This window comes from Acutalibacter sp. 1XD8-33, assembly GCF_003612555.1.
Taxonomy (GTDB): domain Bacteria; phylum Bacillota; class Clostridia; order Oscillospirales; family Acutalibacteraceae; genus Acutalibacter.
The window spans coordinates 233,473-253,677 of sequence record NZ_RAZF01000002.1 but is presented as its reverse complement, the minus strand read 5'-3'; the positions used below and the strand labels follow the sequence as shown (position 1 = coordinate 253,677).

The window sequence follows — 20,205 nt, the reverse complement described above, 5'->3', positions numbered from 1 at the left end:
GCCTCCGGCGGGGAAGGGGCTTTGCCCCCTCCACCCCCACCACCTTTTGAAAAAGGTGGACGAAAACTTTGCCCTGGTTGGCTGTGTGCGATAAAGCCAGACACATTGACCGGTCCAGCTGGTCTTAAGCTGGTCGTCGTGTGGGGGCGAAACCCCACGACCTTGCCGTAGCCGCGCCCTTTGCGGCGGAGGCCTTTCAATACTACATAACTACATAAATATATATAAATATAAAAAGGAGACATCACTATGGTAAAAGCAATTGTCAACGGAAACCGCTCCAAAGGCGCCATCAACCCCAACATCTACGGCCACTTTTCCGAGCATCTGGGACGGTGCATCTACAACGGCATTTATGTGGGGGAAAATTCGGATATCCCCAACGTGAACGGGATGCGCACCGACGTGGTGGAGGCTCTCAAGGCCATGAAGATCCCCGTGCTCCGCTGGCCCGGCGGCTGCTTCGCGGATACCTACCACTGGCGGGACGGCATTGGCCCCAAAGAGAATCGCAAGAAAATCGTCAACACCAACTGGGGCGGCGTCACCGAGGACAACTCCTTCGGCACCCATGAGTTCCTGGAGCTCTGCCGCCAGCTGGGCTGCGAGCCCTACATCTCCGGCAACGTGGGCTCCGGCACGGTCCAGGAGTTCTCCGACTGGATCGAATACTGCAACATGGGCGGGCAGTCCCCTATGGCCGAGGAACGCAGGGCCAACGGCCAGGATGCTCCCTGGAACGTGAAATACTGGGGCATCGGCAACGAGGCCTGGGGCTGCGGTGGCAATATGCGCCCGGAGTTTTACGCTGACCTCTGCCGCCAGTACGCTACTTATATGCGCAACTATGATAACGACCACAAGATATACAAGATAGCCTCCGGGGCCAACGTGGCGGACTACAACTGGACCAAGACGGTGATGGAACGGGCCGGGCACTGCGTGGACGCGGTGAGCCTGCACTACTACACCGTGCCCCGGGAGGGGGACTGGAACGACAAGGGCCCAGCCACGGGCTTCTCCCGGGAGGAGTACTTCTCCACGCTCGCAAAGACTCTGCGCATGGAGGAGCTGGTGGAGAATCATAGCCGCATTATCAAGCAGTACCAGGGCGACCGGCAGGTGGGGCTGTGCGTGGACGAGTGGGGCACCTGGTTTGATGTGGAGCCGGGGACCAATCCGGGGTTCCTCTATCAGCAGAACACCATGCGGGACGCGCTGGTAGCCGCCATCAACCTGAACATTTTCAACAACCACTGTGATACGGTGGTCATGGCCAACATTGCCCAGGTGGTGAACGTCTTGCAGGCTGTCATCCTAACTGAGGGCGCGAAAATGCTGCTGACTCCCACCTATCACGTTTTCGAGATGTACAAGGGCCATCAGGGCGCGAAGCAGCTGGAGAGCTATGTGGAGACTGCCCTCATTGGCGAGGGGGAGAATCAGGCCCCCAACTTACACATCTCTGCCAGCGAGAGCGGGGGCGGGGTGCTGGTCACCGTGGCCAACCTCAGCGATACCGACAGCGCGGAGCTGGACTGCACGCTTTCCGGTTTGGGCAAGATAAGCGAGGTGAAAAGCCAGGCGCTGAGCGGGGCCTGCGGTGCGTACAATGACTTCGGCAATGAAGAGGCTGTCAAGCCCGCGCCCCTGGCCGCAGAGTTGACCGGGGACGGCTTCAGGGCCAAGTTACCCGCTTGCTCCGTGGCGGCGTTCCTAGTGAAGTAGAAAGGTGTGTCGAGGTGTGCCAGGTAAAATAAGCCCCTCTATAAAAAGAACAATTTTTTATCCCCCTATATTCCTTGACACACCTGACACATCGGGAGGACGCAATGGATTTTCAGCAAAAGAGCAGGCCCGCCTGCAAGCGTTGTTTTTTGAACGAGCTGGACGGCGAATACTTTAAGTCCATCTATCAGTACATTAATAATATCCCTCGGGAGCAGAAGGCCCCAACCGAGGAATACGTCCGGCGGTTGGCAATCTGCAAAAGCTGCGGTGACCTGAAAAACGGCATGTGCGCCCAATGCGGCTGCTTTGCGGAGGTAAGGGCGGCGAAAAAGGGCCAGACCTGTCCCAACAGTCGATGGGGGCCACAGCAGGAAGAATAGCGGGATTCCCTCTGGAATCAGAAAGGAAAACAGTATGGAAAAAATGGAGAAAGCGGTTATCACAGTGATCGGCAAAGACATGGTGGGGATCCTGGCCAAGGTGTCGGAGATGTGCGCCAAAAGCGGCATCAATGTGCTAGAGGTGACGCAGTCTATTTTACAGGATCTTTTTGTGATGGTAATGCTGGTAGATATGGGAAAAGCCCAGGCGGACGTGGCGGCGCTCTCGGAACAGATGGACGGACTGGGACAGGAACTAGGGCTAAAAATCCATGTGATGCACGAGGACATCTTTAACTCTATGCACAAGATATAGAAAAATGCGGAGCATTTTTCTAATCTCCAAGTTTCGCTTGCTGTTCGAGGGAACATCATTTTGCTGCGCAAAAGCGCAGAACTTTTGGATGAGTGTGAACCTTGGAGTGCGTTGTATGCAACTTGACGTCATGGGCGAAAAACCACGAAAGTTTTACGTAGGCCAGTTGGATCGGGCAAAGCTGGCCCGCGTAAAGTTTTGGTCGAGCTTTTTCAAAAGCTCGCAGGGTGTGGGGTGAGCGTTCTGCCGAATACTTGACAAAGCCAACTATTGCAGACACGCTGCGAACCGACCGATCCGACAGGCGAGACCCTGTGCGTACGAAGGCCACTCCGCATCACTCCCCAAAAGCATACATAACAATACACGAAAGGCGGTCAGAACAATGGAACAAGTGAGACTGGGAATCATCGGCGTAGGCAATATGGGCAGCGGGCATTGCGAGAACATCCTTGCGGGGAAAACCCCAGAAATTCGTCTTGCCGCCGTAGCGGACCGGCGGGAAGCCCGAAGGGATTGGGCCAAAGGCCGGCTAGGAGAGGGTGTGGCGGTTTTTACCGAGGGCAGCCAGCTAATTCAGAGCGGCCTGTGCGACGCGGTGCTCATTGCCGTGCCCCATTACCAGCATCCGGTGCTGGCCAAGGAGGCTTTCGCGCAGGGTCTCCATGTGATGTGTGAAAAGCCCGCCGGGGTATATACCAAGGCCGTGCGGGAGATGAACGCCGCCGCGGACGAGAGCGGTCGGGTGTTTGGTATGATGTTCAATCAACGCACCAACTGCCTGTACCGAGAGATGCGCCGCATGGTTCAGGGGGGGGAGCTTGGGGAGCTGAAACGGGTGAACTGGATTATCACCGACTGGTACCGCACCCAGATCTATTATGATTCCGGAGACTGGCGGGCCACCTGGGACGGGGAGGGAGGCGGCGTACTGCTGAACCAGTGCCCCCACCAGTTGGACCTTCTCCAGTGGATCTGCGGCCTGCCCACAAAGGTTCAGGCCTTCTGCCAGGAGGGAAAATGGCACGACATCGAGGTGGAGGACGACGTCACCGCCTATCTGGAGTTTGCAAACGGAGCCACAGGCGTGTTCGTCACCACCACCGGAGACGCGCCAGGCACCAACCGGTTCGAGGTCAGCGGCACCCTGGGCAAGCTGGTGTGCGAGGACGGCAAACTCACCTTCTGGAAGCTGAAGGAGGACGAGCGCACCTTCTGCCGGGAGGCCAAAGAGGGCTTCGCCATGCCGGAGATGGAGAAGCTCCAGGTGGAGACCGATGGGGAGAATCCCCAGCATGTGAGGGTGCTAAACGCTTTCGCAGCCAATATCCTCCGGGGAGAACCTTTGGTGGCGGACGGCCGGGAGGGCATCAACGGCCTGACCCTCTCCAACGCCATGCACCTTTCCAGCTGGCTCCAAAAGCCGGTGGGGATCCCCTTCGACGAGGAGCTTTTCCTCAATGAGCTGAATAAACGCCGGGCCAACTCCCGGAAGAAGGCCGGGGCGGACATCACCTTCTCCACCGAGGGGACCTATTAAGAGGAGCAAAGCCATGGAGAATATTCGATTTGGAATCGCGGGCTGCGGGGGCATTGCCGCCCGGTTCGCCAAAGCCCTGGTGCTCTCTGCCGGCACGGAGCTGGCCGCCTGCGCGGCCAGGAATTTGGACCGGGCTCAGGCCTTTGCCCAGGCCCACGGCCAAGGAAAACCGGTGCGGGCCTATGGGAACTATCAGGAGCTGATGGAGGACCCAAATGTGGACGCAGTGTATATTGCCACGGTACATACCACCCATGCCCAGATCGCAAAGCAGGCCATTCTGGTGGGCAAGGCGGTGCTCTGCGAGAAGCCCTTTTTCACCAACAGCAGGGAGGCCAGGGAGGTCATCGCCCTGGCACGGGAGAAGTCTGTGCCCATGATGGAGGCCTTCTGGACCCGGACCCTGCCCGCCTACCGGAAGGCCAAGGAATGGATCCGGGAGGGGAAGATTGGGGATGTCACCTTGATTCGGGCGGCGTTCTGCTTCTGTAACCCCTGTACAGAACAATCCCGGTCCCATAGGATCTGGAACCCGGAGGTGGGAGGCGGTGCCATGCTGGACATCGGCGTGTACCCCTATGAGTATGTAACGGGCATTCTGGAGGCCCCACCGGAGAAATTCCATTATACGGTGCTGCCAGGGCCTACCGGGGTGGATGCCACCGTGGCCATGACGCTGGAATATCCCGGGGCTCTGGCCGAATGTCTTGCCTCCATTGCGGGACATATGGACACCACCGCCCGGATCAGCGGGACAAAGGGATATATTGAGCAGAGCGTGTTCTACGGTGCCCGGGAGGCGCGGCTTTTTGACAATCAGAACCGGCTGCTGGAGGAATTTCAGGATTCTCAGGAGGAGGGCTTCGTCCATGAGATCGCCCATTTTGTGGACCTACTCCGCTCTGGAAAAACAGAGAGCCGGTGGATTCCCTTGGCGGATGCTTTAGATTTCGCGGAGAAGGCGGATCTGGTCCTAGGGGCTCTTCGGGGATAGCGGCGAGAGCCGAGATTCAACGCCCCTGCGTCGCCGAAGGGCACGAACTGTGTGCCCGGAGGCTAACGCATACTCTAAAAAGTCGTACCAATAGGCGTTTGTATTTCCCTTTCCGGCAAATTCAGCCGGGGAGTGGCGTTGTGAAAACTTGCCGATCGCCAGATTGCTTCTCCCCACTGAATTTGCTCGAAAATCGTATAGTTAACGCAGCTCAAAAGAGGTATACCGATTTTCAAGTGTGCTTACTATAACACAAATCCTATCGGTACAGCTTCTTAGAAAGTGTACTTTTTGAAAGATAAGTGTGGGGAGCCCGGCGGCGTTATATGTGGAAGGAGAGGTTCATGGATATCAGAAAAGCGGGCCCCGGGGACCTGGCTTTGGTGGGAGGACTCGCCCGGCGCACCATTCGGGCAGTGTATCCCCACTATTACCCCCAGGGCGTGGTGGATTTCTTCCTCCGCTGGCACCAGGACGAGAGGATTCTACCGGACATTCTGGCGGGGGAGGTCTGGCTGCTGTTTGACGGGGAAACCGCTGTGGGCACCGTCACTCTCCACGGAGCCGAAATCACCCGGCTCTATGTGCCGCCGGAGTGCCAGGGCAAGGGCTATGGCAGGGCTCTGCTGGACTTCGCGGAGCGGACCATCGGCAGGGCCTGGGGGAGAATTTGGCTGGAGGCTTCTCTACCCGCGGAAGCCCTCTATTGGAAGCGGGGCTACCGGGTGACGGACTGCCGGACGGAGCGCCAGGAAAATGGCGATGTGCTCTGCTGGGATGTGATGGAAAAGGCCTGGGGTCCACCGGACCAATCGAAAATTACCATGAGAGGGAGTCAAGCATGAATACCAATGAGATATTAGAGACGATCAATATGATCGATAACGAAAACCTGGATGTGCGCACTATCACCATGGGCATTTCCCTTCTGGACTGCGCCGGACCGGATCCGGAGGCCGCCGCCCGGCGGGTCTATGACAAAATCTGCCGGTACGCGGAAAATTTGGTGAAAACCGGGGAGGACATCAGCCGTCAGTATGGTATCCCCATCATCAACAAGCGGATCTCCGTGACGCCCATCGCCATGGTAGCGGGAGCCCGCCCGGGGGCTTCGCCTATTCGCTTCGCCAAAGCCCTGGATCGGGCCGCCCGCACGGTGGGGGTGAATTTTATTGGGGGCTACTCGGCCCTGGTGCAGAAGGGCTTCGGCCCCGGAGACTATGCGCTGATAGAAAGTATCCCCCAAGCCCTCTCTGAAACGGAGCTGGTGTGCTCTTCAGTGAATGTAGGCAGCACAAAGGCGGGCATCAATATGGACGCCATAGGGAAGATGGGCCGGATCGTGAAGCGGGCGGCAGAGCTCACCGCGGACCGGGAGTGCATCGGCGCGGCTAAGCTGGTAGTATTCTGCAACGCTCCGGAGGACAATCCCTTTATGGCTGGAGCCTTCCATGGGCCCGGCGAGCCGGACTGCGTAATCAACGTAGGCGTCTCCGGCCCGGGAGTGGTGCGGGCGGCAATTGCCAAGGAGGGCGAGGGCAAAACGCTGACGGAAATTGCCGAGCTCATCAAGCGCACAGCCTTCAAGATCACCCGTATGGGGCAGTTGGTTGCCCAGGAGGCTTCTCGCCGGCTGAACGTGCCCTTCGGCATCGTGGATCTGTCCCTGGCGCCCACCCCGGCCATTGGGGACAGCGTGGCCTATATTCTGGAGGGAATGGGCATTGAACAGTGCGGGGGCTTTGGCACCACGGCGGCGTTGGCCCTCTTGAACGACGCGGTGAAAAAGGGAGGCGTGATGGCATCTTCCAGCGTGGGAGGGCTTTCCGGGGCCTTTATCCCGGTAACTGAGGACGCGGGGATGATCGCCGCCGCTCGTAGCGGCTGCTTGACCCTGAACAAATTGGAAGCTATGACGGCGGTGTGCTCCGTGGGTTTGGACATGATTGTGATCCCCGGGGACGTGACGCCGGAGATCATCTCGGGGATTATCGCGGACGAAGCGGCCATTGGTATGGTGAACAGCAAGACCACCGCCGTGCGGGTGATCCCGGCCGTAGGCAAGCAGGCGGGAGAGGAGCTGGACTTTGGGGGGCTGCTGGGCCAGGGCCCGGTGATGCCCGTAAACATGGCTTCCCCGGAGAAATTTATCCGCAGAGGCGGGAAAATCCCCGCACCTCTGCAGAGCCTGAAAAACTGATCCTGGCCCGGCGGATTGCCTGGGGCAAAAAGCCGCCTATTACCGGCCCCGCTCCCGCCAGCATCGGAACAGGCAAAGCCACTGAACGTATTTCATGTTCTGATCCACTCCTGGCGAGGGCAGGCCTGCCAGCCGCAGGGCGGTAGAAATCTGGCGTTTTGTCAGGGTGCTCTCCAGACCCTGCTTCCAGCTGCGGTCCAGAAATTTCCGGTAGGCTTCCCGCTCGCTTAAAGGCAGGTCCGGCATCTGCCGGGGAAGGATTTCCAAAAGGGCCGCGTCTACTCTGGGAGCCGGGTGGAACTCCCGGCGGGGGATGCCAGCCACTACCCGCACCTGAAAGAAGGGGCGCAGGCTCAAGGAAGTCAGGTTCTCTCTGGGCTGGCCGGCGAAACGCTTTGCCGCGCCTAGCTCTACCACCAGCCAGATCCCAGCGGGGGGATTGGAGGCGGAGGTGAGGCGTCGGATAATGGCGGTCGTCAGGGAAAAGGGAATGTTGGCGAATACCTTATAGGGCCTTTTGGGGAGAGGGGTTTGCAGGAAGTCTCCCTGGCGCAGGGAAAAGCGGGGTTCTCCGGCAAAACGCTCTCGAAGCCGGGTGCAGAGGACCGGGTCGGCCTCTATGGCAGCTACCTGGCTACACCGGTCCAGAAGCTGGCGGGTGATGTGCCCTTTTCCCGGGCCGATCTCCAGAACCAGGTCCTCTGGGAAAATCTGGGCGGTATCCAACAGCCGGCTGATGACCAGGCCGCTAGTGAGAAAATTCTGAGAGGCCCAGAGGGGCGCGGAATGACTGCGTCTTTTATTTTCAGGCATGAAAAAAGCACCTCTTTCGTGAAATAGAAATCCCGAAAAAAGGCACAGCAAACACATCTGCGGCTCCGGAAGAGAGCCGCTCTTTGTATTCGCCAGCCTTATTCGTTCCTCAATTTCGCGACGGTGCAAATAATCATAATGGAGCGTGCGACCTCCTAGTAGGAATGGTCTTATTATAAGCGGCCGGGGTGGCTTTGTCAAGGGCATATAGTTCATTAAGTTCAAAAAGATATTTTGAACTAGGGGGCTAAGCCGCCTAACTTTAGGACCGAGTTTGCCAGTTCTAAAGCTAATTCTCTGTAAGCCGACAGAACGTAAAAAAGTTGACATTCTCGCCGGGAAAGAATATAATTTGATGAAAACCGATGAAAGAAGAGATAACCATGAAATATGAGTTTTCCCAACGGGTCAAGAGCCTCAAGCCCTCGGCCATCCGGGAAATATTGAAGAATTCCTCCACGCCCGGCATGATCCCCCTATCCGCCGGAAATCCCGCCCCAGACGCTTTTCCCTATGAGGATATCCGGAAAATCTCCGCTTCCCTTTTGGCGGACACGCCTATCGAGGCCCTCCAATACAGCGTGACCGAGGGGTATGCTCCTTTGCGGGAGCACCTGAAAAAGTATATGTCTGAAAAGCATGGAGTGGGCAAAGAGAGCGATGAGGTGCTCATCACCAGCGGGGCTCAGCAGGTGATGGATCTGCTCACCAAGACGCTCCTGAATGAGGGCGATACTGTGCTTTGCGAGGCCCCCAGCTTTATTGGATCTCTGAACACCTTTCGCTCTTATCAGGCCAAGCTCCGGGGGATTCCCATGGAAGCGGATGGCATTTCCATTGAGGGGTTAGAAAACGCCCTGGATACAGAGAAGAACATTAAGTACCTCTATACCATCCCTAACTTTCAGAATCCTTCTGGCATCACCATGAGCCTTCCAAAGCGCAAAAAGGTCTATGAGCTCTGCCGGGACCACAATGTCCTCGTTCTGGAGGATAACCCCTATGGCGACCTGCGTTTTGCCGGGGAGGACCTGCCCAGCATCAAGTCCTTTGACCAGGAGGGCGTGGTGATGTATGCCGGGTCCTTTTCCAAGGTAGTTTCCCCGGGCATGCGGGTGGGCTATGCCATTGGCCCCCGGGAGATCATCCAGAAAATGGTGGTCTGCAAGCAGGGGGAGGATGTACACTCCAATATCTGGGCGCAGATCGTATGCCACCGCTTTATGACGGAATGCGGTTACGAGGCCCACCTCCAGCGGCTGCGGGACATCTACCGCCGAAAGGCCGCCGTGTTGACTGCCGCCATGAAGGAGCATTTTGCCCCCTTAATCAGCTGGAACTCCTTTGAGGGCGGGCTTTTCGCCTGGTGCACCCTGCCAGAAAGCATCGATATGCTGGAATTTATCCGGCGGGGTACGGAGCAAAAGGCATGCGCGGTGCCGGGCACAGCGTTTTTGACGGATGAGAGCGAGGCCTGCCAGAGCTTCCGGATCAATTTCTCCACGCCCACAGATGAGCAGTTGAGAGAAGGCATCGAGATTTTGGGAAAACTGGCCCGGGAGATGGCCTGAGATTGTTCCCGTTCCGCTTGACAACCAGGGCGGCGTCCGCTATAATGAAAGCAGAAACCTGTGAGAAAGTGTAAGTAGGCTGGGGCGGCGCTCAGTCAGAGAGCCGCGTATCGGTGGGAGCGCGGCGGGACACCCTAACCGAATGGGCTTTTGAGGGCGGACCGAAACGCGCGGGCATGGAGCGGGCGGAGTAGGCGAGACGGAGTGGCGCTCCGTGAAAAAAGCTAGCGCAAAAGAGGTCTGCGCCTCTTGCACAGGCTCTGGGCGCGCGCTGAGTGGACGCGGAAAACGCGTCAGGCCGGGTGGTACCGCAGGAGCAGAACGTTTCGCCCCTGTCCCAGCAGAACTCTGCCGGGGCGGGGGCTTTTTGCCCCTCCCTCGGGCATCATATCATATGACTGAGAAAACGGCTGTATATAGGGAATTAACGATACACGCGGTCTCTCAAGAATAAAGGAGCGGAAAGTATATGGAGAACCAAGAGAAAAAGCGAATTTTAAGTATGTACCAGTGCACCGGCACTTTTACCCTGGGAAACTATCTGGGGGCTCTGCGCAACCACATCAAACTCCAGGAGGAGGGCTATGACTGCGTCTATGCTCTGGCGGACCTTCATGCGCTGACTGTGCGCCAGGTTCCGGCTGAGCTGCGCAAGTACACCAAAGAGGCTTACGCCTTTTTGCTGGCTATGGGGCTGAATCTGGAAAAGACCGTTTTCTTCATTCAGAGCCAAGTTCCCCAGCACGCGGAGCTGGCCTGGATCCTCAATTGCTACACCCAGTTTGGGGAGCTCTCCCGGATGACCCAGTTCAAGGATAAATCCGCAAAGCACGCGGACAATATCAACGCCGGGCTCTTTACCTACCCCTGCCTGATGGCTGCTGATATCCTCCTTTATCAGGCGGACTATGTTCCCGTTGGCGCGGACCAGAAGCAGCATGTAGAGATTGCCCGGGACATTGCCGAGCGATTCAACGGTATCTACGGGGACACCTTTACCGTGCCGGAGCCCATGATTCCCAAGCACGGAGCCAGAGTGATGTCTTTGCAGAATCCCCTCTCTAAAATGTCCAAATCTGATGAAAACCAGAACGGCAATATCTCTGTGTTGGACGACCCGGACACCATTATGCGCAAGTTCAAGCGGGCCAAGACAGACAGTGGCAGCGAGGTACGCTTTGGCGAGGGCAAGGACGGCGTGAACAATCTGATGGGTATTTACGCCGCTGTCACCGGCAAGACCTTTGAGGAGATCGAGCGGGAATTTGAGGGCAAGGGTTACGGCGAATTCAAGCCCGCTGTGGCTGAGGCGGTCATCGCCGAGCTGAGGCCCATTCAGGAGCGTTACCGGGAAATCGTGGCGGACAAGGCCTTTTTAGAGCAGACCTACCGGGAGCAAGCGCCGCGGGCCCAGGCCATCGCCCAGCGGACCCTCTCCAAGGTAATGAAAAAGGTTGGGCTGGTGCAATAAGCCCGCGAATCGAGTTTTTCCGCGTATTGACCGTGTGTGCCAACTGCAAAGAGAGCGGGGAGGTGGAGCATGTATAAGGTTCTATATCGGAAATACCGGCCGCAGCGCTTTGCGGACGTGGTAGGCCAGCCCCAGGTGACAGTGACTTTGCGCAGCGAACTTACTCGGGGGAGGGTCGCCCATGCCTATCTGTTCACCGGCTCCCGGGGAACGGGGAAAACCACCTGCGCCAAAATACTGGCCAGAGCCGTCAACTGCCTGCATCCTGTGGACGGAGATCCCTGTGGAGAATGCGAGATCTGCCGGGGGCTGGAGGAGGGCTCTATTCTCGACGTGGTGGAAATCGACGCGGCCAGCAACAATGGCGTGGAGAGCGTACGGGCCATTATCGAGGAGGCGAATTTTACCCCTGCCGCCGCCCAATACCGGGTTTATATCATTGACGAGGTGCACATGCTCTCGGTGCAGGCTTTCAACGCCCTGCTGAAAACCCTGGAGGAGCCCCCCGCCCATGTGGTGTTTATCCTAGCCACCACGGAGGTCCACCGGCTGCTGCCTACCATCCTTTCCCGGTGCCAGCGCTTTGACTTCCACCGGATCGCTCCGGAGGTGATGGCTGGCCGTCTGGAGGAGGTTGCCGCCCAGGAGGACGCCCAGCTGGACCAGGACGCGGCCTTGCTTATTGCCCGCACCGCCGACGGTGCCCTGCGGGATGCCCTTTCCCTTTTGGACCAATGTCTGGGCCGGAGCAGGCAGGTAACGGTAGAAACCGTATACGAAGCGGCGGGCCTGGCCGCCCGGGAGTATTTAGGCGCCTTTGCCCAGGCGGTGGCGGACCGGGATCCCGCCGCCGCTTTGGAAGGCGTAGACCGGCTCCACCGGGAGTCCAAGGACCTGAACCGCCTGTGCGGGGAGCTGGCGGAATATTTTCGGGGGCTCATGCTGTGCAAAACCATGCGGGACCCGGGAGAGATGATTCAGGCCTCTGGGGAAGAACGGCGGCTGATGGAGAGGCAGGCCCTGACTATGACGTTGCCGGATATCCTCCATGGGCTGGACGTATTTGAGGAAGCCCTGAACAAAATGCGCTTTGGAAACCAGCGGGTCCAGCTGGAGATGGCTCTGGTGCGGCTGTGCTCTCCGGAACTGGACCAGAGTCCCGGGGCTATGCTCCGGCGGCTGGAGGCTCTGGAATCCGCCGGGCCTGCTGTGAGGCAGGCCGTCCCCGCCTGGGAGGATCCCCCCGCGCCCAACCAGGAAGAGGAGGAGGACGGAATTGCCGCGCTCCTGGACGATGGCCCCCCCGAGCCCCCTTCCAAAAAAGAACCCTCTCCGCCGCCCAAGCCCCCGGAGGAGAAGCCCACTCCCAAAGCCCCCAGGCCCGCCAGGGACGAGGTGGACGTGGCGGGGCTGTCCGCCCAGGCGGAGCGCTTCGGGGCGTGGCCGGAGATCCTACAGGCGGTGGGCAGCGCGTCCAAGAGCGTTGCCAAGGCCTTTGAGGGCAGCAGGGCGTATATTACCGGGGATTATCTGCTGGTGGATGCGCCGGGGATCGCCTTCGAGCTGCTGCGCAGGCCGGAACACCGGGCCATGCTCCGGGACGCGGTCCAGCGGGTGACCGGAAGGGTCTATAAGCTGGGACCCTACAAAAAGCCGGAGGAGGGTGGCCGGGAGGAGGACCCCCTGGAGGAGCTGGCCCGCCGGGCCCAGGAGGCCGGCGTACCTGTGGAGGAGACGTGAGGGGCCTCCGGCGGTTTAGGGGCTCTGCCCCTAAAAACCCCGCAAACTTTTTGAAAAAAGTTTGATCAAAAACTTTTACCCACTCCTCGCTTTGCTCGTCGTGAACGTTTTACGGTTTTCGCATAGCCACAACACATTGCGCGGTCAAGGGGCGGGGAAAATCGCCAGTGGCGAAGAGTTCATGTAGGAATGAACTCTCGTTCTGACCCGGCCGAACCGGCAGGTGAGACAGGCCCCTGGCCAGCTGAGAGCATCCGCACCCAGCTGGGCAGAGTTTTGCGAAGCAAAACTCATGACACACCGCGAAACCCAGCCTGCTCATTTTGCCTCGCTTGGCGCGGTGTGCCGGAGGCCTTCCAATACTCAAAAAATACTATATTTTCAACGAAAGGATCGATTCTCATGAAAGCAAGACTGCCCCAGGGATACAATACGCCGGGAGCCGCCAATCTGCAGCAGCTGGCCCGTCAGGCCCAGAAGATGCAGGAGCAGATGGAGGCCATCACCGCCGAGCTGGAGGAGAAGGAGTATTCCGCCGCCGCCGGAGGCGACGCGGTAAAGGCCACGGTCACCGGAAAGCTAGAGGTGAAGTCCGTGGAGATCAAGCCCGAGGTCATCGACCCGGACGACGCAGAAATGCTGGGCGATCTGGTCACCGCCGCCGTGAACGAGGCCCTGCGGGCCGCAGCCAGGGAAAAGGACGAACGGCTCTCGGCGGTCTCCGGCGGCATGGGGATTCCGGGGGTGTTCTGATGGCCTCCTATCATCTGGCCCCGCTGGAGGCCCTGATGGACGCCATGGAGAGCCTGCCGGGAATCGGGCCCAAATCCGCCCAGAGAATGGCCTACCATATCCTGCGGATGCCGGAGGAGAAGGTCCGGGCCTTTGTAAAGGCCATCACCGACGCCCACGAGAAAATCCACTACTGCCCGGTGTGTTGTAACCTGACGGACGGGGAGCTCTGCGCCATCTGTCGGGATGAAAAGCGGGATGGAAGCATTCTCTGCGTGGTGGAGGATCCCAGGGATATTTTCGCCTTGGAACGGGTAAAGGACTTTACTGGGCGCTATCATGTGCTTCATGGCGCCATTTCTCCCATGGATGGCATTGGCCCGGAGCAGCTGAAGATTCAGGAGTTGCTGAAGAGGATTACCCCGGAGGTGAAGGAGGTCATCATGGCTACCAATGCCACTTTGGAGGGGGAGACCACCGCCATGTATATCGCCCGGCTCTTGAAGCCCCTGGGCGTGCGGGTCACCCGGCTGGGCCATGGCGTCCCCGTGGGCGGAGAACTGGAATACGCCGACAATGTGACCCTGCAAATGTCTTTGGAAAGCAGAAAAGAACTTTGAGAGGAGGCTCTGGCATGGCTGGAAAAACTGGGACGAAAACCATCGCCCAGAACAAAAAGGCCTATCACGACTATTTTGTGGAAGAGACTCTGGAGGCGGGCATCGAGCTGGTGGGCACAGAGGTGAAGTCCCTGCGCCAGGGCCGGGCCAATCTGAAGGATTCCTGGTGCTCGGTGGTAGGCGGCGAGATGTTGATGAACGGCTGCCATATCAGCCAGTATGATTTTGGGAATATCTTTAATAAGGACCCTATGCGGGTGCGCCGGCTACTGCTGCATAAGCGGGAGATCATGCGGCTATATGGGCTGGTGAAGCAGCAGGGCTATGCTCTGATCCCTCTTTCCCTGTATTTCAAGGGCTCGCGGGTGAAGGTGCAGCTGGGCCTGTGTAAGGGCAAAAAACTCTACGATAAGCGGGCGGATATGGCGGCGAGAGCTGTCAAGCGAGACATTGAGCGCGCCCTGAAGGAACAGAACCGTTAAAAAATTCCCCGGAAGCACATGCTCCGGGGAATCAGAATATATGGAAAGAAGAGGGATCATGAACATCAAACTCTATGAGAGCCCGGGGAAATTCCTCCGAGATAACGAAGCCTTTTTCCGGCAATACGAGGCCGCCACCCAGCTGAACCAGGGCAACGCCATGGCAAACCGGGACAGGCCCTGCGGCCCAGGGCTGCTCTTCGGCCGCTGGGAGGAGACGGGGAAGCCGGTACTGGTCTTTGGCCGCGCCGCCCCCTGGAACCTATGTCTGAACGCCTCAGAGGAGGCCCTTCCCCTGGGGGAGAAAGCCGCCGGGGCGCTGGGGAGATATCTGCGGGAAGCGGGGGAAGAGCTTATCGGGGTGACTGGCCGGGAGGAGCTGTGCCGGGCCTTTCTGGAGGGCTTCGGGGGCGAGTTCACGGAGAAGAGCGCCATGGACATCCTGGTGCTGCGGCATCTCATCGAGCCCCAACCCGTCCCGGGCAAGGTCCGGAAAGCCCGGGAGGAGGACCTGGAAACCGTTACCCGCTGGGCCCTGGCCTTTTACGAGGAGGCCCTCCACCAGCACCCGGACAGAGAGGAGGTCCGGGAGAAGCGCCGGGAGCTGATCCGGCGTGGGACCCTGTGGCTTATGGAGCCGCCGGGGGGAGAGGCCGCGTCCATGGCCCAGACCTCCCGCCAGCTGGCCCACGGCACCGCCGTCAGTGGGGTCTATACGCCTCCGGAGCACCGGGGGAAGGGCTATGCCCAGAACACTGTGACGGCAATCTGCCGGGAGAGGCTGGCCGCCGGGATGGAGTACTGCACTCTCTTTGTGGACCGGCGGAACCCCATCTCTAATCGGGTGTACCGCAAGATAGGCTTTGAGACGCTGGAGGATTGCCGGGAGTATACTCTGCGGAGCCTTCCAGGATGAGGTCCGCCCGGTCCTGGCTGAGGCCGGCATACTTCACCATCAGCCCCACCACCTGCTCCTGGCGCTGGCGGGCCAGATCCGGGTTTTCGTTGAGGTCGTACACCGAAGGGGCGTTGGGAATGCCCGCCAGCAGCGTGGCCTCCCCGTCGGTCATCTTCGCGGGCTCCTTGCCGAAATAGGTCCGGCTGGCGTCGCCCACGGTGTAGCAGCCGCTGCCAAAATAGATGGAGTTTACATAGAGCTCCAGAATCTCGTCCTTGCTGAACTCGCTCTCCAGGTCCCAGGCCATGAACACCTCGGCGATCTTCCGGGTGAATTCCTTCTCCTGGGTGAAATACAGGTTCTTGGCTAGCTGCTGGGTGAGGGTGCTGCCGCCCTCCTCCAGGGACAAGCTCTTGATATCGTTGAGCACGGCCCGGCCGATGGCGATCACGTCCACGCCGTTGTGCTCGTAGAACCGGTGGTCCTCCGCGGCCACCACCGCGTCCAGGTAGGTGTCCGGAAGCTGGTCCAGAGGGGTGAAGCCCTCCTGATCCCGGACTTGCCGGGCGGCCTGAAGGGGAGGCAGGTCCTCCAGGGCGGCGGTGTACAGGAAATACCCCCGCAGGGTGACCGCCCCGGCGGCGCACACGCCCAGCAGGAACACGGTCACAAAGACGTTGCGGAAGATGAGGACAAAGGACAGTTTCTTCTTGGCTTTCACAGGTATCACTCCTTGCATTTCTTAATCGTATAGTTTTTGAAAGGAATACTGTGTGGCCTCCGCCGCCACAAAAGAGTTCGCAAGCGAACTCTCGGCGGCTCCGGCGGGAGGGGCTTCGCCCCCTCCATCCCTACTGCCTTTAAAAAGGCGGGAGAAACTTTTACCCTGGACGGCTTTGGCCGGTCCAGCTGGCCTTAAGCTGGTCAGGGGTCTGGGGGTGAAACCCCCAGCTGCCAGAGGCCAAAACACACTCTCAAAACTATAAGAAAATGATACCAGAGCTTTCTTGCGAAATCCTTACGGAAATTCTTTAGAATTCTTTGCGCGGCTTACATTGTTGTAAGGTTTGAGGCGGGCCTCTCCCTGGCGATCAGGAAGAGCCCGCACTTTTTCCCGGAGACCAGAATGTCGTACCGGGCGGAGAGGGTCAGGCCGGGGCGTCCCTCCAAAGCCGCCTCCAGCTCCCGCTTTGCGGCGGTGAGAAGGACGATCCGCCCGTCCGGGGCCAGAATCCGGTCCAGCTGGGCGAGGACTTCCCGGTAAAAGGCCCCCAGCTCCATGCCCGCGTCCTGGTATAGTCCCCAGGGCGGGTCCGTGACTACAGCGTGGACGCTTCCCTGGGGGAGAACTTTGGCCAGCCGCAGGGCGTCCCGCTTCTCCACCAGGATATTCTCTCGTCTGGGCAGCTTTTCCCGGGTGATTTTCAGGGCGGCGGGGTCCAGGTCAAAGGCGCACAGGCGGGCGAAGGGAAAGCGGCGGGCGAGCTCCTGGGGGATGGCTCCATAGCCGCAGAAGGGGTCCAGCACAAGATCTGTGTGCTTTGGCCGGGCCAGCCAGCACATCATGTGGGCCAGCTGGGGGTGGAGCTCTCCGGGGTGCAGGAGCTTGTCGTAGGCCCGGTGGCGGGAGAGGCGCTTGAGGAAATAGGCCTGGCCGTCACCCCGGACCAGGGCCCAGAATTCGCTGTCCGGCAGGCTGCGGTCGATTTTCAGGCCGCTCTCCTGGCGGAGCTTTTTTTCGACGCCGGATCTGGCGGCGGGGCTCACGGCGGTCAGCTGGTTTTTGCAGGAGGCCACCAGCCGGAAACTGCGGCACTTGGCCGCGTGGGACTGGACGGCGGTCCAGTCCGCGGGAGCGGCGGGAAGCGCCCGGAGGAACTTTTCCAGCCCCGCCGGGCTGGGCTCCGCAGAAGAAACATACAGCGTCTGGAACAGATTGTGAAAGCAAAACAGGTTCAGATCACTATAGGGCAGAGGGGTTTCAAACTCCACTGCGCCGCCAGAGAGATAGAGTGGGGGGACCGGGCCCAGGCGCTCCAGAAGGATCTCCCGGACGATGGGCTCCGCCCCGGGGATGAATTGGCCGAAATAACGCATGACAGGCCTCCTGTGGGATGATTTGGCGTTTTGTGGGACGATGTTTTGGCCGCTGGCAGCTCAGTTTTTTTCTCACCTGCCGGTTCGGTCGGCGACGAGAAATCGCCACTGGCGATTGTCGCCCCTGAGAAACCCACCACCTTTGAGAAAGGTAAGACTTCGTAAAACGAAGTCTACGAAACTTTTACCCTGGCTGGTGATGTGCGATAAAGCCAGCCATATTGGCCGGTCCAGCGGGCCTTACGCTGGCGCAGGTTTGGGGTGAGCGTCTGCCAGCGGCAGACAAGCCGCGAACCGACCGAACCGGCAGGTGAAACCTGCGCAGGCCCAAGGTCTTGCCGTAGCCGCGCCCTTTGCGGCGGAGGCCTTCAACTACTTCAAAACTCACGTTCTATGTCCTCCCCCAAACCCAGCCTTGAAAAATTCACAAAAAACAAGTATAATAGAGAAAAAACCACGGAAAGGATGGCGGCCTTGAAAAAAATACAGGAATCCTCGGAAAACTATCTGGAGACCATTTTGATCCTGCACCAGCGCAAGGGCTCCGTGCGCTCCATCGATATCGCCGCCGAAATGGAGTTCAGCAAGCCCAGCGTCAGCGTAGCCATGAAGCACCTGCGGGAGCGGGAGTGCATCGCAATGGACGCCGAGGGATTCATCACCCTCACGCCTAAGGGTCGGGAGATCGCGGAGGCGGTCTACGAGCGGCATCTGCTTTTTACCCGCTGGTTGACCTCTCTGGGGGTGGCGCCGGAGGTGGCTGCCGAGGATGCCTGCCGCATAGAGCACGTGATCAGCGAGGAGACCTTCCGGGCCATCCAGCGGCACGTGGACGGCGCCTGATGCCAAGAATGACGAGAGGATAAAGCTGGGTCTTGTCAGTGCGTCAAAAAGATAAACGCTTGTTCTGCTCGGTTTATCTTTTGCTGGGCTGGGTGCGAACGCCCGTAGCTGGCTGGTTCCGGGGCCCAGGAAACTTTTTTTCTTGCAAAAAGTTTCCTCTTGGCGCTTCGCGCCAATTCACCTTCAAAAATACGCTTCTCAGGAGTTTAAGGTCAAGGGATAAGACCTTGAGGGCGGCGCGCCCTCAAACTCCCCGCCAGCGTAAGGCCCGCTGGACCGGCCAATGTTACCCCATTATAACATCTTCACGACGAATGAAATGAGGAGTGGGTAAAAGTTTGTGGGGTTTGGGGGTGAGCGTCTGCCAGTGGCAGACACGCCGCGAACCGACCGAGCCGGCAGGCGAGACAGCGTCCCCAAGGTCTTAAAAAAGCATACCAAAAAACACAGGAGGAATCAAGTGATGCCGCAAAATATTCTGCTCTCTGCACCAATAGTTCTGCTGTTTTTGTTTCTAGCGCTACGTTGCTTTGCAGGCTGGGGCGTGCCGGTCCGCCTGCCCCTGGGGCAGGCCTCCCCGGCTGAAGGATCCGGGGAGGATGGTTCGCGTGTTTCTCCGGTTCGGAGGGAGCTGCTGAAAATTTTTCTCTGGGCCCTGGGGCTTCGTCTGCTGCTGTTGCTGGCGGTGATTGCCTGCACCATGCTGGCGGGGGGTAGCTGGGAGGAGCTGCCCTCCAAATTCCAGATGTGGGACGCCCGGCATTACGGAAACCTTGTGGACCTGGGCTACGCCAACCACCAGGAGAACGGTGAGCACCTCTTCCTGGTGTTCTACCCCCTCTATGTATGGGTCACCCGGCTGGTGCGGTTGGTTGTGCCCAATACCATCGCCGCCGGGGTGACGGTATCTGTCCTCAGCTACTCTCTGGGCTGTTGCTGGGTGTACCGGCTGGCGGCGGATCAGTGGAACAAGAGCGTTGCGGAAAACGCTGTTCTGCTTCTGTCCCTGTTTCCGTTTTCCTTCTTTTTTGGCACAGTGATGACCGAGGGCTTGTTCTTGCTTACCACTGCGGCGGCGTGCTATTATGCCATGAAGCGGAAATGGCTGTCTTATGGGATATGGGGGGCTCTGGCGGCGCTTACCCGCATGACCGGCGTTCTGGTAATTGTCCCGGCGGTAATCGAGCTGCTGAACAGCCTGGGACCGTTGCGCCCGCCCATGGGGGAGAGCCTGAAGCGATCCTGGAAAAAGCTGCTCCTCTCTTTGCCCCTGCTGGCCATGCCCTTGCTGGGTTTTCTGGCCTATCTGGGCCTGAACTGGTATGTGGACGGATCTCCCTTTGCCTTTGCCGTCCACCAGGAGCACTGGAGCCAGGGCGGGATGTGGATTTCCCAGGTGCTGGGATACATTTGGTACTATCTGGGAAATTATATAGGCGAGCCCATGGGCTGGGCAGTCTGGCTGCCTACGCTGGTGCTGTTTGTGGTGTTCTTCGTGACGCTGGCCCTCTCGGCCTTCAGAAGGGAGAATCCCCCCAGCCTTCTGGTCTACGGTTTTTGCTATCTGGTGGCCAACTACTCCCTCTCCTGGCTGCTCAGCGCGGGGCGATATCTTTCCTGCGGCTTTGTGTTTTTCATTTTCGCGGCGGCGCTGTTGGAAAGATTTCCCCGGCTGCGGGGGCTTGTTCTGGGCGTGGAGGCGGTGTTTCTGGGGATTTATCTATACGCCTATACCTGCGGCGCACAGATCATGTAAAGCTCTGCGGTTTCTTTACTT

19 protein-coding genes are annotated in these 20,205 nt (G+C 59.0%); 16 read left to right on the top strand and 3 right to left on the bottom strand.

Annotated elements, in window-relative coordinates; genetic code table 11:
* Positions 1–249: 249 nt before the first annotated feature.
* From D7X94_RS03125 to D7X94_RS03090, 7 genes are all read left to right on the top strand, one after another.
* Positions 250–1,728 carry an alpha-N-arabinofuranosidase gene (locus D7X94_RS03125; protein WP_120426238.1) on the top strand — a complete coding sequence of 493 codons (1,479 nt, stop codon included), beginning with the start codon at positions 250–252 and terminating at the stop codon, positions 1,726–1,728.
* A 104-nt stretch (positions 1,729–1,832) separates the two neighbouring features.
* Positions 1,833–2,111 (top strand): DUF6171 family protein, encoded by a 279-nt coding sequence (locus D7X94_RS03120; protein ID WP_120426237.1) that lies wholly within the window; start codon positions 1,833–1,835, stop codon positions 2,109–2,111.
* Between the two features lie 34 nt (positions 2,112–2,145).
* Entirely contained in the window at positions 2,146–2,427 is a 282-nt protein-coding gene (locus tag D7X94_RS03115; RefSeq protein ID WP_243111123.1) for an ACT domain-containing protein, read from the top strand.
* A gap of 385 nt (positions 2,428–2,812) precedes the next feature.
* A complete protein-coding gene (locus tag D7X94_RS03105) occupies positions 2,813–3,967 on the top strand; it encodes a Gfo/Idh/MocA family protein (protein ID WP_120426235.1) in 1,155 nt (384 codons plus the stop codon).
* A 13-nt stretch (positions 3,968–3,980) separates the two neighbouring features.
* Complete coding sequence (locus D7X94_RS03100) at positions 3,981–4,961, top strand: Gfo/Idh/MocA family protein (RefSeq protein WP_120426234.1); 981 nt, start codon at positions 3,981–3,983, stop codon at positions 4,959–4,961.
* A 344-nt stretch (positions 4,962–5,305) separates the two neighbouring features.
* Positions 5,306–5,806: a GNAT family N-acetyltransferase gene (locus D7X94_RS03095; RefSeq protein WP_199714993.1), complete on the top strand. Its 501-nt coding sequence runs from the start codon at positions 5,306–5,308 to the stop codon at positions 5,804–5,806.
* Positions 5,803–7,161, top strand: a complete 1,359-nt coding sequence (locus D7X94_RS03090) for a PFL family protein (RefSeq protein ID WP_120426232.1) — start codon at positions 5,803–5,805, stop codon at positions 7,159–7,161. Before D7X94_RS03095 ends, D7X94_RS03090 begins: the two co-directional genes overlap by 4 nt.
* 39 nt (positions 7,162–7,200) lie before the next feature.
* Here the strand turns inward: D7X94_RS03090 and erm are convergent, their stop codons facing one another.
* Complete coding sequence (gene erm, locus D7X94_RS03085) at positions 7,201–7,974, bottom strand: 23S ribosomal RNA methyltransferase Erm (protein WP_158590874.1); 774 nt, start codon at positions 7,972–7,974, stop codon at positions 7,201–7,203.
* Positions 7,975–8,357: 383 nt separating this feature from the next.
* On the opposite strand from erm, the gene D7X94_RS03080 reads away from it, so the two are divergent.
* The 7 genes from D7X94_RS03080 to D7X94_RS03050 all read left to right on the top strand — a co-directional run bounded on the left by D7X94_RS03080 (position 8,358) and on the right by D7X94_RS03050 (position 15,506).
* The gene (locus tag D7X94_RS03080; protein ID WP_120426230.1) at positions 8,358–9,545 is read left to right on the top strand and encodes an aminotransferase-like domain-containing protein; all 1,188 of its coding nucleotides are present in this window, start codon (positions 8,358–8,360) and stop codon (positions 9,543–9,545) included.
* Positions 9,546–10,014: 469 nt separating this feature from the next.
* The gene (gene trpS, locus D7X94_RS03075) at positions 10,015–11,016 is read left to right on the top strand and encodes a tryptophan--tRNA ligase (RefSeq protein WP_120426229.1); all 1,002 of its coding nucleotides are present in this window, start codon (positions 10,015–10,017) and stop codon (positions 11,014–11,016) included.
* Positions 11,017–11,085: 69 nt separating this feature from the next.
* Positions 11,086–12,756 (top strand): DNA polymerase III subunit gamma/tau, encoded by a 1,671-nt coding sequence (gene dnaX, locus D7X94_RS03070; RefSeq protein WP_120426228.1) that lies wholly within the window; start codon positions 11,086–11,088, stop codon positions 12,754–12,756.
* Between the two features lie 402 nt (positions 12,757–13,158).
* Entirely contained in the window at positions 13,159–13,509 is a 351-nt protein-coding gene (locus D7X94_RS03065) for a YbaB/EbfC family nucleoid-associated protein (RefSeq protein WP_120426227.1), read from the top strand.
* Positions 13,509–14,108: a recombination mediator RecR gene (recR, locus tag D7X94_RS03060; RefSeq protein ID WP_120426226.1), complete on the top strand. Its 600-nt coding sequence runs from the start codon at positions 13,509–13,511 to the stop codon at positions 14,106–14,108. Before D7X94_RS03065 ends, recR begins: the two co-directional genes overlap by 1 nt.
* Positions 14,109–14,122: 14 nt before the next feature.
* Positions 14,123–14,590: an SsrA-binding protein SmpB gene (gene smpB, locus D7X94_RS03055; RefSeq protein ID WP_120426225.1), complete on the top strand. Its 468-nt coding sequence runs from the start codon at positions 14,123–14,125 to the stop codon at positions 14,588–14,590.
* Between the two features lie 40 nt (positions 14,591–14,630).
* Positions 14,631–15,506: a GNAT family N-acetyltransferase gene (locus D7X94_RS03050; protein ID WP_120426224.1), complete on the top strand. Its 876-nt coding sequence runs from the start codon at positions 14,631–14,633 to the stop codon at positions 15,504–15,506.
* Here D7X94_RS03050 and D7X94_RS03045 read toward each other — a convergent pair.
* Together D7X94_RS03045 and D7X94_RS03040 are read right to left on the bottom strand one after the other, a co-directional pair.
* On the bottom strand, positions 15,427–16,209 hold the full coding sequence (locus D7X94_RS03045) for a transglycosylase domain-containing protein (RefSeq protein WP_243111121.1): 783 nt from the start codon (positions 16,207–16,209) through the stop codon (positions 15,427–15,429). The two genes, D7X94_RS03050 and D7X94_RS03045, sit on opposite strands and share 80 nt — an antisense overlap.
* A 329-nt stretch (positions 16,210–16,538) precedes the next feature.
* A complete protein-coding gene (locus D7X94_RS03040) occupies positions 16,539–17,585 on the bottom strand; it encodes a TRM11 family SAM-dependent methyltransferase (protein WP_120426222.1) in 1,047 nt (348 codons plus the stop codon).
* A 474-nt stretch (positions 17,586–18,059) separates the two neighbouring features.
* On the opposite strand from D7X94_RS03040, the gene D7X94_RS03035 reads away from it, so the two are divergent.
* Together D7X94_RS03035 and D7X94_RS03030 are read left to right on the top strand one after the other, a co-directional pair.
* Complete coding sequence (locus D7X94_RS03035; RefSeq protein WP_243111120.1) at positions 18,060–18,428, top strand: metal-dependent transcriptional regulator; 369 nt, start codon at positions 18,060–18,062, stop codon at positions 18,426–18,428.
* A gap of 463 nt (positions 18,429–18,891) precedes the next feature.
* Positions 18,892–20,184: a glycosyltransferase family 39 protein gene (locus tag D7X94_RS03030; RefSeq protein ID WP_120426221.1), complete on the top strand. Its 1,293-nt coding sequence runs from the start codon at positions 18,892–18,894 to the stop codon at positions 20,182–20,184.
* Positions 20,185–20,205 lie beyond the last annotated feature (21 nt).